The sequence below is a fragment of the Geodermatophilus sp. SYSU D00879 genome, assembly GCF_054050375.1.
On sequence record NZ_JBJGZF010000003.1, the window covers coordinates 211889 to 226381 of the forward strand.

13 protein-coding genes are annotated in these 14493 nt (G+C 74.7%); 9 read left to right on the top strand and 4 right to left on the bottom strand.

Annotation, left to right across the window (positions count from 1 at the left end; genetic code table 11):
* The first annotated feature begins 152 nt into the window (after positions 1-152).
* The 5 genes from ACI79B_RS06660 to ACI79B_RS06680 all read left to right on the top strand — a co-directional run bounded on the left by ACI79B_RS06660 (position 153) and on the right by ACI79B_RS06680 (position 6706).
* Positions 153-518 (top strand): preprotein translocase subunit YajC, encoded by a 366-nt coding sequence (locus ACI79B_RS06660; protein ID WP_456926742.1) that lies wholly within the window; start codon positions 153-155, stop codon positions 516-518.
* Positions 519-528: 10 nt separating this feature from the next.
* Entirely contained in the window at positions 529-2232 is a 1704-nt protein-coding gene (secD, locus tag ACI79B_RS06665; RefSeq protein ID WP_456926743.1) for a protein translocase subunit SecD, read from the top strand.
* Positions 2229-3599, top strand: a complete 1371-nt coding sequence (gene secF / locus ACI79B_RS06670) for a protein translocase subunit SecF (protein WP_456926744.1) — start codon at positions 2229-2231, stop codon at positions 3597-3599. The genes secD and secF overlap by 4 nt, the downstream gene beginning before the upstream one ends.
* Positions 3596-4192 (top strand): adenine phosphoribosyltransferase, encoded by a 597-nt coding sequence (locus ACI79B_RS06675; protein ID WP_456926745.1) that lies wholly within the window; start codon positions 3596-3598, stop codon positions 4190-4192. Before secF ends, ACI79B_RS06675 begins: the two co-directional genes overlap by 4 nt.
* Positions 4193-4282: 90 nt before the next feature.
* Complete coding sequence (locus ACI79B_RS06680) at positions 4283-6706, top strand: RelA/SpoT family protein (RefSeq protein WP_456926746.1); 2424 nt, start codon at positions 4283-4285, stop codon at positions 6704-6706.
* Here ACI79B_RS06680 and ACI79B_RS06685 read toward each other — a convergent pair.
* From ACI79B_RS06685 to ACI79B_RS06695, 3 genes are all read right to left on the bottom strand, one after another.
* A complete protein-coding gene (locus tag ACI79B_RS06685; RefSeq protein WP_456926747.1) occupies positions 6696-7343 on the bottom strand; it encodes a class I SAM-dependent methyltransferase in 648 nt (215 codons plus the stop codon). The genes ACI79B_RS06680 and ACI79B_RS06685 overlap by 11 nt on opposite strands.
* A gap of 81 nt (positions 7344-7424) precedes the next feature.
* On the bottom strand, positions 7425-8141 hold the full coding sequence (locus tag ACI79B_RS06690; protein WP_456926748.1) for a peptidylprolyl isomerase: 717 nt from the start codon (positions 8139-8141) through the stop codon (positions 7425-7427).
* A complete protein-coding gene (locus ACI79B_RS06695; protein WP_456926749.1) occupies positions 8138-8995 on the bottom strand; it encodes a peptidylprolyl isomerase in 858 nt (285 codons plus the stop codon). Before ACI79B_RS06695 ends, ACI79B_RS06690 begins: the two co-directional genes overlap by 4 nt.
* Positions 8996-9161: 166 nt before the next feature.
* On the opposite strand from ACI79B_RS06695, the gene ACI79B_RS06700 reads away from it, so the two are divergent.
* The 4 genes from ACI79B_RS06700 to aspS are packed head-to-tail and all read left to right on the top strand — an operon-like array spanning position 9162 to position 13902.
* On the top strand, positions 9162-9857 hold the full coding sequence (locus tag ACI79B_RS06700) for an MBL fold metallo-hydrolase (RefSeq protein WP_456926750.1): 696 nt from the start codon (positions 9162-9164) through the stop codon (positions 9855-9857).
* Positions 9854-11116 (top strand): histidine--tRNA ligase, encoded by a 1263-nt coding sequence (hisS, locus tag ACI79B_RS06705; RefSeq protein WP_456926751.1) that lies wholly within the window; start codon positions 9854-9856, stop codon positions 11114-11116. Before ACI79B_RS06700 ends, hisS begins: the two co-directional genes overlap by 4 nt.
* Entirely contained in the window at positions 11116-12096 is a 981-nt protein-coding gene (locus tag ACI79B_RS06710; protein ID WP_456926752.1) for an aldo/keto reductase, read from the top strand. The genes hisS and ACI79B_RS06710 overlap by 1 nt, the downstream gene beginning before the upstream one ends.
* Before the next feature lie 30 nt (positions 12097-12126).
* Positions 12127-13902: an aspartate--tRNA ligase gene (aspS, locus tag ACI79B_RS06715; RefSeq protein ID WP_456926753.1), complete on the top strand. Its 1776-nt coding sequence runs from the start codon at positions 12127-12129 to the stop codon at positions 13900-13902.
* A 21-nt stretch (positions 13903-13923) separates the two neighbouring features.
* Here the strand turns inward: aspS and ACI79B_RS06720 are convergent, their stop codons facing one another.
* Positions 13924-14454 (bottom strand): ASCH domain-containing protein, encoded by a 531-nt coding sequence (locus ACI79B_RS06720; RefSeq protein WP_456926754.1) that lies wholly within the window; start codon positions 14452-14454, stop codon positions 13924-13926.
* Positions 14455-14493: the final 39 nt, after the last annotated feature.

A 14493-nucleotide genomic window follows, 5' to 3' on the forward strand; every position in this document is an offset into this window, starting at 1 on the left:
AACTCGGCCCTCCCCGGGCCGACCGGTCCCGGCCGTGCGATCCCGTGTCGGCGCGGACGGTGCCCCGCGCGCCACGACCGACGTACCCGAGCGGTCCCGACCCGGGCCGCACCGACCGCGCGCAACCGGCGCGGTAGAGAGGCACTCCCGTCGTGGAACTGTTCCCCCTGCTCCTGCTCGTGCTGGCGTTCGTGGCGCTGGTCGTGCTCCCCGCGCGGGCCCGCAAGCGCCAGCAGAACCAGACGCAGTCGGCGCTGGCGATCGGCGTGCCGGTCACCATGGCCGGCGGCGTGCACGGCACGGTGGCCGGTCTCGACGACCCGGCCACCATCCAGGTCCAGATCGCCCCGGGCGTCGTCGTGACCTACGCCCGGCAGGCGGTCCTCCAGGTCCGCCCGGTGGCCGGCGAGGTGCCCGGCCCGGTGGCGACCGGGGACACCGTGGTCGAGCCCGCCCCGGACGAGACCACGCTCCGGGACGACCGGCCGGGCGACGGCCCCACCGGCAAGACCCTCTGACGGAGGACCCGTGGCCAACCGCGCCCTGCCGGCGCGCCGCTACTTCGGCGCGCTGGTCCTGATCGTGGCCGTCATGTACGGCCTGATCTTCCTCACCGGCTCCGACCGCACCCCCCAGCTCGGCCTGGACCTGCGCGGCGGGACCACGGTCACGCTGACCGCGCGCACGCCCGACGGGCAGGCGCCGGCGCCCGAGGACCTCGAGCTCGCCCGCCAGATCATCGAGCAGCGGGTCAACGGCCTCGGCGTCGCCGAGGCCGAGGTGGTCACCGAGGGCGACGCGAACATCGTCATCTCGGTGCCCGGCGACGACGGCGAGCAGGCCCGTGAGCTGGGCCAGACCGCCCAGCTGCGGTTCCGCCCGGTGGTGACCGGCCCCGAGGCGGCCGCCCCCGCCGAGAGCACCGACTCCGCCACGCCGAGCGACTCCGCCACGCCCACCGACGGCGCGACGCCGACGGACAGCGCGGCCCCCACCGACAGCGCGGCCCCCACCGACAGCGCGGCGCCGACCGACGCGGCCACCCCGACCGACACCGGGACGACGGACTCCGCCACCCCGAGCGACGGCGCGGTGAGCGACCCCGCGCTCGACCAGGACCGCCCGGCGGTGACCCAGGAGGAGGCCGCGGCGCAGTACGCGACGCTGACCTGCGACCCCGAGGACACCACCAGCGAGGTGGCCCGCCCGGACGACTACGTCGCGGCCTGCAGCGAGGACGGCACCCAGAAGTACCTGCTCGGCCCCACGATCATCGAGGGCACCGAGATCGCCGACGCCAGCGCCGGCACGCAGCAGACCACCGGTGAGTGGGTCGTGCTGCTGGACTTCAACTCCGAGGGCCGCGCCACCTGGGCGGAGTACACCGCCGCCAACGTCGGCACCAACGTCGCCTTCACCCTCGACGGCCGGGTCGTGTCCGCGCCCACCATCCAGGGCGCGATCAACGGCCAGACGACGATCACCGGCTCGTTCGACCAGCAGAGCGCCGAGGAACTGGCCAACCAGCTGCGCTACGGCGCGCTGCCGCTGACCTTCACCCAGGCCACCGCCCAGTCGATCTCCACCGAGCTCGGCGCCGAGCAGCTGCAGGCGGGCCTGATCGCCGGCGCCATCGGCATCGCGCTGGTCTTCGTCTACGCGCTGGTCTACTACCGGCTGCTCGGCCTGGTGATGATCGCCAGCCTCATCCTGTCGGCGGTCGTCGTCTACGCGAGCCTGGTGCTGCTCGGCCGCGAGATCGGCTTCACGCTGAGCCTCGCCGGCATCGCCGGGTTCATCGTGGCCATCGGCATCACCGCCGACTCGTTCGTCGTCTACTTCGAACGGCTCAAGGACGAGATCCGCGAGGGCCGGACGCTGCGCTCGGCGGTGCCGCGCGCCTGGGTCCGCGCCCGCCGCACGATCCTCTCGGCCGACGCGGTCAGCTTCCTCGCCGCGGCGATCCTCTACTGGCTGGCCATCGGTGACGTGAAGGGCTTCGCGTTCACCCTCGGCCTGTCCACGGTCCTGGACCTGGTCGTCGTCTTCCTCTTCACCCACCCGCTGATGGCCGTGCTCGCCCGGTTCCGGTCGTTCGGGTCGAGCCGGTTCTCCGGGCTCGGCCAGGTCGACCGGTCGCTGCGCTCGGCGGCCCCGTCCGTCCGCGCGGAGCGCGAGCTGGTCGGCGCCGCGGCGGGCACCCGTGCGTCGCAGGACAGGAGCAGGGCATGAGCCGCGAGCAGGACACACCGGTGCCGGTGGGCACCGAGGCCGACGAGGCCCGCGCGGCCGACGCGTCGGCCGCCGAGGACGCCGCCGCGGCGGCCGACGACGCCGCGCTCGCCGACGCCGGCCTGCCCGCGGAGGGCAGCGCGACCCGCCGTCCCGAGCGCCGGGCCTCCCTGGCGCACCGGCTCTACAACGGCGAGGCCGGCCTCGACGTCGTGGGTCGCAGCCGGCTGATCTACAAGGTCACCGCGGTGGTCGTGCTGGTCTGCATCGCCTCGATGGTGTTCCGCGGCTTCAACTTCGGCATCGACTTCGCCGGTGGCAACAGCTTCCGGGTGCCGGGCGGCACCGAGCAGCTGGAGCAGGTGCGCGAGGCCGCCACCGACGCCGGCGCCGACGTCGCCTCGGCGCAGGTGGTCGGCGGCGACGAGATCCTGCTGCGCACCGGCGCGCTGGACAACGACGGCGAGCGGGCGGTCGTCGAGGCGGTGGCCGGCGCCGCCGGCGTGGACGCGGGCGCCGTCAGCCCCGAGTCGGTGAGCGCCGAGTGGGGCCAGGACATCACCGACCAGGCGCTCATCGCGCTCGCGGTGTTCCTCGCCGCGGTCATCGCGTTCCTGGCCATCCGGTTCCAGCCGAAGATGGCCATCGGCGCCATCGCCGCGCTGCTGCACGACCTCGTGGTCACCGCCGGCGTCTACTCGCTGGTCGGCTTCGAGGTCACGCCGTCGACGATCATCGGCCTGCTGACCATCCTCGGGTTCTCCCTCTACGACACCGTCGTCGTCTTCGACAAGGTCGACGAGAACACCCGCGGCCTGGCGCAGACCGCGCGCATGACCTGGGGCGAGGCGGCCAACCTCGCGGTCAACCAGACCCTCATGCGCTCGATCAACACGTCGGTGATCGCGCTGCTGCCGGTGGCCGGGCTGCTGTTCGTCGGCGCGGGCCTGCTCGGCGTCGGCACGCTCAAGGACCTCGCGCTGGTGCTGTTCGTCGGCCTCGCGGCGGGCGCCTACTCGTCGATCTTCCTGGCCACGCCGATCGTCGCCGACCTCAAGGAGCGCGAGCCCGAGGTCGTCGCGCTGCGCAAGCGGGTGCTCGCCCGCCGGTCGGCCGCCGCCCGCCAGGGCGCCCGCGCCTCGGCCGGGCCGGTCGCCAGCGCCCGCCGGGCCCGCGGCGGCGCCGCCGGCGGCGGGGTGGCCCTCGCCGAGCGGGACGCCGGATCGCTGGGCCCGGCGGAGGCCGACGTCGTCGTCGAGTCGCCGGCCTCGGTCGGTCCCGACGCCGCCCGGCCGCGCGGCGCCACCGCGGCGCCGCGCCCGGGCGTCCGGCCGCAGCGGCCGGGCGGGACGAAGAAGCGCCGGTGAGCACCGCCGAGGCGCTGCCGCCCCTCGACGAGCTCATCGCCTCCCTGGCCGTCGACGTCCCGGACTTCCCCGAGCCGGGGGTCGTGTTCCGCGACCTCACGCCGGTCTTCGCCGACGGCCCGGCCTTCCGCCGCATGGTGGAGGGCCTGGCCGCGCCGGTGCTCGTGGACCCGCGCGCGGCGGCGGTCGCGCACACCGACGACGGCCGCCCCGGCGACCCGGGCTTCGACGTCGTCGTCGGCGTCGAGGCCCGCGGGTTCCTGCTGGCCGCGGCGGTCGCGCTGCACGCTGGCGTCGGCGTCGTGCCGGTGCGCAAGGCCGGCAAGCTGCCCCGGGAGCGGATCGCCGCGGACTACGTGCTCGAGTACGGCACCGCGACCGTCGAGATGCACACCGACTCGCTGCACCCCGGGCAGCGGGTGCTGCTGGTCGACGACGTGCTCGCCACCGGCGGCACGCTGGCGGCCTCCGTCGCGCTGGTCGAGGAGCTCGGCGGCGTGGTGACGGCGGTGTCGGTGGTCGTCGAGCTGGCCGCCCTGGGCGGGCGCGAGCGGCTCGCCCCGCACGCCGTGCACACCCTCTGGACCACCTGAGGAGGAGCCCCGGCCCGGCGCGGCCGCGCCCCTGGCGGGCGCGGCTAGCATGGTGCTGGTCGTTCCTCCTCTGCTCCCGCAGGAGTCGCCGTGGCACCCGACGCGCCCGCCACCCGCGTGGCTGGCGCGCGGCCCGAGGAGGACCCCGCCCCGCCGCAGGACGAGCGCGCCCCGCTGCCGTCCCGGCCGCTGGTCCGCCGCCCCGACGACGTCGGCAGCGAGCCGCCGGAGGAGGGCGCCCCCGCCCGCCCGCGCCGGGTGCGCGACCGGCTGGCCCGCCGCATCGTCGCGGGCCAGCGCAGCGAGGTCCGCCCGGTGCTCGAGCCGCTGGCCGCGCTGCACCGGCAGAGCCACCCCAAGGCCGACCTCGGGCTGCTGCAGCGGGCCTACGACGTCGCCGAGGCCGCGCACGCCACCCAGAAGCGCAAGAGCGGCGACCCCTACATCACCCACCCGCTGGCCGTGGCCACCGTGCTCGCCGGGCTCGGGATGGACACCACGACGCTGGTCGCCGCGCTGCTGCACGACACCGTCGAGGACACCGGCAAGACCCTCGAGGCGATCAGCGCGGACTTCGGCCCCGAGGTCGCCCACCTCGTCGACGGCGTCACCAAGATCGACAAGGTGAAGCTGGGCGACGCCGCCCAGGCCGAGACGATCCGCAAGATGATCGTCGCGATGGCCCGCGACCCGCGGGTGCTGGTCATCAAGCTCGCCGACCGGCTGCACAACATGCGCACGCTGCGCTTCCTCCCGCCGGAGAAGCAGGAGAAGAAGGCGCGCGAGACGCTGGAGATCCTCGCCCCGCTGGCCCACCGGCTGGGCATGAACACCATCAAGTGGGAGCTCGAGGACCTCGCGTTCGCCACGCTCTACCCCAAGCGCTACGACGAGATCGTCCGGCTGGTGGCCGAGCGGGCGCCGTCCCGCGACACCTACCTGGCCGAGGTGACCGCGGCGGTCACCGAGCAGCTAAAGGCCGCCGGCATCCAGGCCGTCGTCACCGGCCGGCCCAAGCACTACTACTCGATCTACCAGAAGATGATCGTCCGCGGCCGGGACTTCACCGACATCTGGGACCTGGTCGGCATCCGGATCCTGGTCGACACCGTCCGCGACTGCTACGCGGCGCTGGGCATCATGCACGCGCACTGGCAGCCGGTGCCCGGGCGCTTCAAGGACTTCGTCGCGATGCCGAAGTTCAACATGTACCAGTCGCTGCACACGACGGTGATCGGTCCGCAGGGCAAGCCGGTCGAGCTGCAGATCCGCACGCACGACATGCACCGCACCGCCGAGTACGGCATCGCCGCGCACTGGAAGTACAAGGAGAAGGCGCGGCAGGGCGGCAAGCCCGGCCCCGGCGAGTTCGGCGCCTCGAAGGTCGGCACGCCCGACGACATGCTGTGGCTGCGCCAGCTGCTGGACTGGCAGCGCGAGGCCCAGGAGCCCGGCGAGTTCCTCGAGACCCTGCGCTACGACCTCGGTCCGCAGGAGGTCTTCGTCTTCACGCCCAAGGGCGACGTGATGAGCCTGCCCGGCGGGTCGACGCCGGTGGACTTCGCCTACGCGGTGCACACCGAGGTCGGCCACCGGTGCATCGGCGCCCGGGTCAACGGCACGCTGGTCAGCCTGGACAGCAAGCTGTCCAACGGCGACGTCGTCGAGATCTTCACCTCCCGCTCGCCCACGGCCGGCCCCTCGAAGGACTGGCTGTCCTTCGTCGGCTCCTCCCGCGCGCGGACCAAGATCCGCCAGTGGTTCACCAAGGAGCGCCGCGACGACGCCGTCGAGGCCGGCAAGGAGGCCCTGACCCGGGCCATGCGCAAGGCCGGCCTGCCGCTTCAGCGGCTGCTCGGCGGCGAGGCGCTGGTCACGCTGGCCAAGGACCTGCGCTACGCCGACGTCACCGCGCTGTACGCGGCGGTGGGGGAGAACCAGATCTCCGCGGCCTCGGTGGTCGACAAGCTGATCACCGCGCTGGGCGGCGCCGAGGGCGCGGTCGAGGACATCGCCGAGACCGCGATCCCCACCCGGCGGCCGCTGCACCGGCGCCCGGCCAGCGGCGACCCCGGGATCGTCGTCCACGGGATGAGCGACGTCTGGGCCAAGCTCGCCAAGTGCTGCACCCCGGTGCCCGGCGACGACGTGCTCGGCTTCGTCACCCGCGGCGGCGGGGTGAGCGTGCACCGCACCGACTGCACCAACGCCGCGGACCTGCGGCGCAAGAGCGAGCGGCTGGTCGAGGTCGAGTGGGCCAGCCAGCCCGGGTCGGTGTTCCTCGTCTCGATCCAGGTCGAGGCGCTCGACCGGCACCGGCTGCTCTCCGACGTCACCAAGGCACTCGCCGACGAGCGGGTCAACATCCTCTCGGCGTCGGTGCAGACCAGCCGGGACCGGGTGGCGGTCAGCCGGTTCACCTTCGAGCTGGCCGACCCCGCGCACCTGGGCGCGGTGCTGCAGACGGTGCGCAACGTCGAGGGCGTCTTCGACGTCGAGCGCGTCACCGCCTGAGGGCCACCACCGCGTACAGCGGGTCCCCGGCGCCGGGCGGGGTGCGCAGCGACACCTCCGGCTCGGCGAACAGCCCGGTGCGCCGGACCAGCTCGGCGACCAGCGCGCCGTGCTGCTCGTCGGTCGTGGCCAGCCAGCCGTGCACGGCCTTGGTGGGGAAGCAGCGGTTCGAGAAGGTGACCGCCAGCGGCCCGTCCGGACGCAGCACCCGCCCGGCCTCGGCGAGCACCTCGATCGGCCGGGTCAGGTAGTCGATCGACACGCAGCACACCACGGCGTCGACGTCGCCGTCGGGCAGCGGCAGCCGCGGGTCGGCGTTGAGGTCCCGCACGACCCGCTCGGTGGCCGCGGGGTTGGCGGCCAGCTCGCGGGCGTTCATGCCGAGCACCACCAGCTCCGCCGGCGGGGTGCGGAAGTGCGAGACCCACGAGGACATGAGGTCCAGCACCCGACGGGGGACCGGCGCCGCGCCGTCGATGCCGAGCTCGGCGTAGAGGTCGCCGACCGCGGCGACCGCGGCGTCGTCGATGTGGGTGACCAGCCGCGGCGGGCCGTAGAACTCCGCGTCGGGCCGCTCGTCGTCGCGCGCGAAGAACCCGGGCGGGAACCCCGCGTAGGCATCGGGTCGGGCGGTCACCGCCACGAGTGTGCCCTTCGGCCCCGTCCCGGGCCCCGCCCCGAGCTCACGAGGGGTGGGGAGGACGGGGTCCTTCGTCCACTAGCCGACGGGCGCCATCGAGGTGACCGTCACCGGGACGGTCGGGGCGCCGCCGCCGGGGGAGGGGTCCAGCGAGCCGTCGTTGCCGTGGGCCGCGACGACGTCGAGGACGGCCAGACCGCCGTCGTCGACCCTGCCGACGACGGTGTAGTCCGGCGGCAGCGAGCTGTCGCCCCACACGAGGAAGAACTGGCTGCCGTCGAGGCCCTGCCCGCTGTTGGCCATCGCGACCGTGCCGCGGGGGTAGGTCTCGCCGCCGTCGACGTCGGTGGGGAAGGCGTAGGTGGGCCCGCCGGCCCCGGTGCCGGTCGGGTCGCCGCACTGCAGCACCTGCAGGCCCTCGCTGTCGACCTCGCGGTGGCAGGAGGAGCCGTCGAAGAAGCCCCGCGCGGCCAGGTGGAGCATGCTCGCCGCCGCGCAGGGGGCGCCGGCCCGGTCCAGGGTGAGGACGAGCTCGCCCAGGCTGGTGGTCATCCGCAGCGCCGCGGTGCCCTCGGCGGGCACCTCGTCGTCGGGCGGGGGGACCTCCACGGCGTAGGGGTTGCCGGACCGGGCGGCCACCCACTCGCAGGCGACCGTCGCGGCGCCCGCACCGCCGCCGGCGGCGTCGCCGGTCCCGTCGGGGACCGGCGACGCCGAGCCGGGGACCGTGCTCGTGCAGGCCGACAGCGCCAGCAGGGCGCCCGTGAGACCGGCGCCCGCCCGGGCCGGCCTCACGCGACGACGGTCATCGAGGTGATGGTCACCGGGAGGTTCGGCGCGCCGCCGCCGGGGCTCGGCTCGAAGGAGCCGTCGTTGCCCGCCGCGGCGACGGTGTCGAGCACCGCGAGGCCCGCCTCGTCCACGGTGCCGACCGCGGTGTAGTCCGGCGGCAGGTCGGTGTCGACGAAGCAGAGGAAGAACTGGCTGCCCGTGGAGCCGGGGGAGCCGCTGTTGGCCATGGCGATCGTGCCGCGCGGGTAGGTCGTCTCCGGCGTGACCTCCTCGGCGAACTTGTAGGCCGGGCCGCCGGAGCCGGTGCCGGTCGGGTCGCCGCACTGCAGGACGCCGAAGGTCGGCTGGTTGACCTCGCGGTGGCAGGTGCTGCCGTCGAAGAACTGCTGCGAGGCCAGGAAGGCGAAGCTCGCCGCGGCGCACGGGGCCTTCGCGCGGTCCAGGGTCAGGGGGACGTCGCCCTGGTCGGTGCTCATGAGCAGCTGCACCGTGCCGCTGGCGGGGGTGGAGGCCGGGTCCGGCGGGGTGCCGACGTCGGTCAGGTTCGGGTTGCCGGACGTGTCGGGCGCGTACGTGCAGGTGACGGTGCCGTCGGCGTTGGTGACCGCCGGGGCCGCGGTCGCCTCGCTGCCCTCGGCGGCCGCCGAGCTGCTGCTGGCGGCGGCCTGGGCGCTGTCGTCGTCGTCCCCGCCGAGCCCGGCCACCAGGGCCACCGCCCCGGCGACGAGCACGACGGCCATCACGGTCACCACGACGAGCAGGTTGCGACGGCGCTTGCGGGCGAGCTCGGCGCGCCGCTCGAGCTGGCGCTGCAGGCGGCGCTGGGCGGCAACCCGCCGCTGCTTGTTGGTCGGCACGGTCGGGACACTCCTCGGACGGACGGGACGTTCCGCGGGGTCCGGATCCGGCCTCGGCCGCGCTCCGCGGTCTCCCCGCTGGTCGATCCGCGAGTGTAGGTGCCGCTCCTGTGGACCCTCGGTTGCCGGACCGGAGCGGCCCCGATCCCCCGCGTAACCTGCACGGGTGCTCATCCGCTCGTTCCCGGCCGGCGCCTTCGGCACCAACTGCTACGCCGTCGCCCCCGGGCCCGGCCAGGAGTGCGTCGTCGTCGACCCGGGCATGGACGCGGTGGAGCCGCTGGCCCGGATGCTCGCCGACGACGGCCTCAAGCCGGTCGCCGTCGTCCTGACCCACGGCCACCTCGACCACACCTTCTCCGTGCTGCCCGTCTGCGAGGGCTACGACATCCCGGCCTACCTGCACCCCGACGACTCCGGCATGCTCGCCGACCCCGCGCGCTGGCACGGCCCGGCCCTGGCGCCGCTGATCACCGGCGTCCGGCTGCCCGACCCCACCGAGGTGAAGCCGCTCGACGACGGCGCCGTGCTCTCGCTGGCCGGCGTCGAGCTGACCGTCCGCCACGCGCCCGGCCACACGCAGGGCTCGGTGGTCTTCTCCCTCGACCTCGGCAGTGAGTTCGGCGGCGCCCCCGGGCTGCTGGCCGGCGACGTGCTGTTCGCCGGGTCGGTCGGCCGGGTGGACCTGCCCGGCGGTTCCTGGGAGGCCATGCTCACCTCGCTGCGCGAGGTGGTCCTGCCGCTGGACGACGAGACCGTCGTGCTCCCCGGCCACGGCCCGGCGACGACGATCGGACGCGAGCGGGCGACCAACCCGTACCTGGCCGAGGCCGCGAGCGCACCGAAGGGACGGGGTCTGTGACGGGGCTGTCCGCGCCCAAGGGGACCTTCGACGTCCTCCCGCCGGACTCGGCGCGCTTCCTCGCCGTCCGCGAGACGCTCACCGCGCCGCTGCGGCGGGCCGGCTACGGCTACGTCGAGACGCCGGTGTTCGAGGAGACCGCGGTGTTCTCCCGCGGCGTGGGGGAGTCCACCGACGTCGTGACGAAGGAGATGTACACCTTCGACGACCGCGGCGGCCGCTCGCTCACGCTGCGCCCCGAGCTCACCGCCGGGCTCATGCGGGCGTTCATCGAGCACCGGCTGCACACCGGCCCGCTGCCGGTGAAGCTGTGGACGGTGGGCTCGGCGTTCCGCTACGAGCGCCCGCAGGCCGGCCGCTACCGGCACTTCACGCAGGTCGACATGGAGGCGCTCGGCGTCGACGACCCCGCACTCGACGCCGAGGTGGTGGCGCTGGGCGTGCAGGGCTTCCGCGACCTCGGGCTCACCGACTTCGAGCTGCTGCTCACCTCGCTGGGCGACTCGACCTGCCGGCCGCAGTACCGCGAGCTGCTCGTCGCGTACCTGGAGAAGCTGGACCTCGACGAGGAGACGAGGCGCCGGGCGGAGATCAACCCGCTGCGGGTGCTCGACGACAAGCGGCCCGAGGTGCAGGCCCAGCTCGACGACGCCCCGCTGATGGTCGACCACCTGTCGGACTCCACGAAGGCGCACTACGACGCCGTCCGCCAGCACCTCACCGACCTCGGCGTGACCTGGACCGAGGCGCCTCGGCTGGTGCGCGGGCTGGACTACTACACGAAGACGACGTTCGAGTTCGTGCACCACGGGCTGGGCGCACAGTCGGCGATCGGCGGCGGCGGCCGCTACGACGGGCTGTCCGCGGCGCTCGGCGGCCCGGACGTGAGCGGCATCGGCTACGCCGTCGGCGTCGACCGGACGCTGCTGGCCGTGCAGGCCGAGGGGCTCGACGTGGCCGCCGCCCCCGGCGTGCAGGCGTTCGTCGTGCCGCTGGGCGCCGACGCCAAGCGGCTGGCGGTCCGGCTGGTCGGGCAGCTGCGCGAGGCCGGCGTGTCCGCGGACACCGTCTACGGCGACCGCGGGCTCAAGGGCGCGATGAAGGCCGCCGACCGGTCGGGTGCCTCGCACGCGGTCGTCGTCGGCGAGCGGGACCTGGCCGAGGGCGTCGGCCAGCTGAAGGACCTGCGCACGGGGGAGCAGCGCGCCGTCCCCGTGGGTGACCTGTTCGAGGCGCTGAGAGCTGCGGTGAGTGAGTGATGGAGACCCGACCCCTCGGACGGACCGGCGCGGAGGTCGGCGTCGTCGGCCTGGGCACGTGGCAGCTGGGCGGTGACTGGGGCGACGTCGACGAGGAGACCGCGGGCGGGGTCCTCGACGCCGCCCTCGACGCCGGCGTGACGCTGCTCGACACCGCCGACGTCTACGGCGACGGCCGCAGCGAGGAGCGCATCCGCAAGGCGCTGGCCACCCGGTCGGAGCGACCGTTCGTGGCCACCAAGGCCGGCCGCCGCGCCGACCCGTTCGAGGCGGCGCAGTACACGCCGGAGAACCTGCGGGCCTGGATCGACCGGTCGCGGCGCAACCTCGGCGTCGACACCCTCGACCTGGTGCAGCTGCACTGCCCGCCGACCGCGGTCTACTCCGACCAGCGGGTGTACGACGCGCTCGACTCCTTCGTCGAGGACGGCGCGATCGCGGCCTACGGCGTGTCGGTGGAGACCGTCGCCGAGGGGCTCACCGCCCTGGAGCACCCCGGCGTGGCGACCATCCAGGTGATCCTCAACGTCTTCCGCCGCAAGCCGCTGGAGGAGCTGCTGCCGGCGGCGGCCGCGCGCGGCGTCGGCATCCTGGCGCGGGTGCCGCTGGCCAGCGGCCTGCTGTCGGGGAAGTACGACGAGTCGACGACGTTCGGCGCCGACGACCACCGCAACTACAACCGCCAGGGCGAGGCCTTCGACGTCGGCGAGACCTTCGCCGGCGTGCCCTACGAGGTCGGCGTGGCCGCCGCGCGGGAGTTCACCGCGATCTGCGGCGGCCGGGTGCCGGCCCAGGTGGCGCTGCGCTGGGTGGTCCAGCAGCCCGGCGTCACCTGCGTGATTCCCGGCGCCCGCTCGGTGGAGCAGGTGCGGTCGAACGTCGCCGCCGCCGGGCTCGCGCCGCTCACCGACGCCGAGCTCGCCGACCTCGAGCGGCTCTACGACGAGCGCATCCGGCAGCACGTGCACGACCGCTGGTGACACCCCCCATCCCCTGAGAGAGAGACCCCAGTGCTCCGCACCCACGACGCCGGCACGCTGCGCGCGTCCGACGCCGGTTCCACCGTCACCCTCGCCGGCTGGGTGGCCCGCCGGCGCGACCACGGCGGCGTCGTCTTCGTCGACCTGCGCGACGCCTCGGGCTACGTCCAGGTCGTCGTCCGCGAGGAGGAGGCGCACGCCCTCCGCAACGAGTTCTGCGTACTGGTGACCGGCGAGGTCCGGCAGCGGCCGGCGGGCAACGAGAACCCCGAGCTGCCCACCGGCGAGATCGAGGTGGCCGCCGCCGAGCTGCGGGTGCTGTCGCCCGCGGCGCCGCTGCCGTTCCCGATCGAGACCGACCAGGCCGCCAGCGACGACGTCCGCTACAAGTACCGCTACCTCGACCTGCGCCGGCAGGGCCCGGCCCGGATCCTGCGGCTGCGCAGCGAGGTCAACCGGATCGCCCGCGGCGTCATGGCCGGCCACGGCTTCACCGAGGTGGAGACGCCGGACCTCACCCGCTCGACCCCCGAGGGCGCGCGCGACTTCCTCGTGCCGGTGCGGCTGCAGCCGGGCAAGTGGTACGCCCTGCCGCAGTCCCCGCAGCTGTTCAAGCAGCTGCTGATGATCGGCGGGCTGGAGCGCTACTACCAGATCGCCCGCTGCTTCCGGGACGAGGACTTCCGCGCCGACCGGCAGCCGGAGTTCACCCAGCTCGACTTCGAGATGAGCTTCGTCGAGCGCGACGACGTCCTGGCCGTGGTGGAGGACGTCGTCCGCGCGCTGTGGCGGGAGCTGGCCTCCTACGACGTGCCCGAGATCCCGCGGATGACCTACCGCGAGGCGATGGACCGGTTCGGCTCGGACAAGCCCGACCTGCGCTTCGGCATCGAGCTCACCGAGCTGACGGAGTTCTTCGCCGACACGCCGTTCCGGGTGTTCCAGGCGCCCTACGTGGGCGCGGTGGTCATGCCCGGCGGCGGCTCGCAGCCGCGGCGGGCGTTCGACGCCTGGCAGGACTGGGCCCGCTCGCGCGGCTACCGCGGCCTGGCCTACGTGACCGTCGCCGAGGACGGCACCCTCGGCGGCCCGGTGGCCAAGAACATCTCCGACGCCGAGCGTGAGGGGCTCGTGGCCGCCGTGGGCGCGAACCCCGGGGACTGCGTGTTCTTCGCCGCGGGCCCGCGCCGGTCCTCCCAGGAGCTGCTGGGTGCGGCGCGCAACGAGATCGCCAAGCGGCTGGAGCTCATCGAGCCGGGGTCGTGGTCGTTCCTGTTCGTCGTCGACTTCCCGATGTTCGAGGAGACCGAGGACGGCGACTGGACGTTCATGCACCACCCGTTCACCTCGCCCACCCCGGAGTGGCGGGAGCGGTTCGCCGAGGACAGGGCGAACGCGCTGTCCGACGCCTACGACCTCGTCGTCAACGGCAACGAGCTGGCCAGCGGCTCGGTCCGGATCGCGGACCCGGAGCTGCAGGAGCGGGTGTTCGAGACCCTCGGCATGTCCCGCGAGGAGGCCCGCGAGCGGTTCGGGTTCTTCCTCGAGGCGTTCGCCTACGGCCCGCCGCCGCACGCCGGCGCCGCGCTCGGCTGGGACCGGCTGACCGCGCTGCTGGCCGGGGTCGACTCGATCCGCGAGGTCATCGCGTTCCCGAAGACCGGCGCCGGCTACGACCCGCTGACCGGCGCGCCGACGCCGATCACCGACGCGCAGCGCAAGGAGGCGGGCATCGACGCGACCGCCGACGAGCCCGCGCTCCCCGGCGAGCCCGGCGCCCCCGGCCCGAGCGACCCGACGAGGTGAGGGCGCGGCCGGGCCGGCTGCTCAGCCGGCCCGGTCGGCCACCTCGGGCGGCCAGACGACGCGGAAGCGCTCGAACACGACCTCGAGCGCGTCGTCCCAGGCCTGCCCGCGGGCTGCCTGCGTGCGGGTGAAGTAGCGCAGGTGGCCCTCGAGCCAGCTCGCGCGGGTGCGGTCGTCCTCGCCCTCGTCCCACGCGAAGGCGTCGTCGACGCTGTCCAGCCGGCCGACGCGCAGCTCGGTGCTGCGCAGGACCGCGCGCGGGCGGCCCTCGCCGTCGCAGGCGATCCAGTGCCCGCCGATGCGGGGCAGCGGCTCGCCCGCCTGCGCGAAGTCGGCGACCAGGCCCGCGGTGGCCCGCTTGGTGCCCGCGAGCACCAGCCCGATCAGCTCGTCGGCGAGCGCGCGGCTGTCGCCGAAGCGCTCGACGGGCGGCTCGTCCTCGGGCGGGCCGCCGGCCGGGCGGCCCGCCGTGTACGCCGCCCACATCGCGGCGGCCTCCTCGCGCCGCGGCGCGCCCGGTGCGTCGTCGGTGGTCCGGTCGTCGGTGCTCACCGGCCCATCCTCGGCGCACCCGGGCCGTGGGGTGTCGGG

Coding starts and splice junctions, on each gene's coding strand:
- secF (WP_456926744.1), top strand. CDS start 2,229: ATGAGCCGCGAGCAGGACACACCGGTGCCGGTGGGCACCGAGGCCGAC.
- ACI79B_RS06710 (WP_456926752.1), top strand. CDS start 11,116: ATGGAGACCCGACCCCTCGGACGGACCGGCGCGGAGGTCGGCGTCGTC.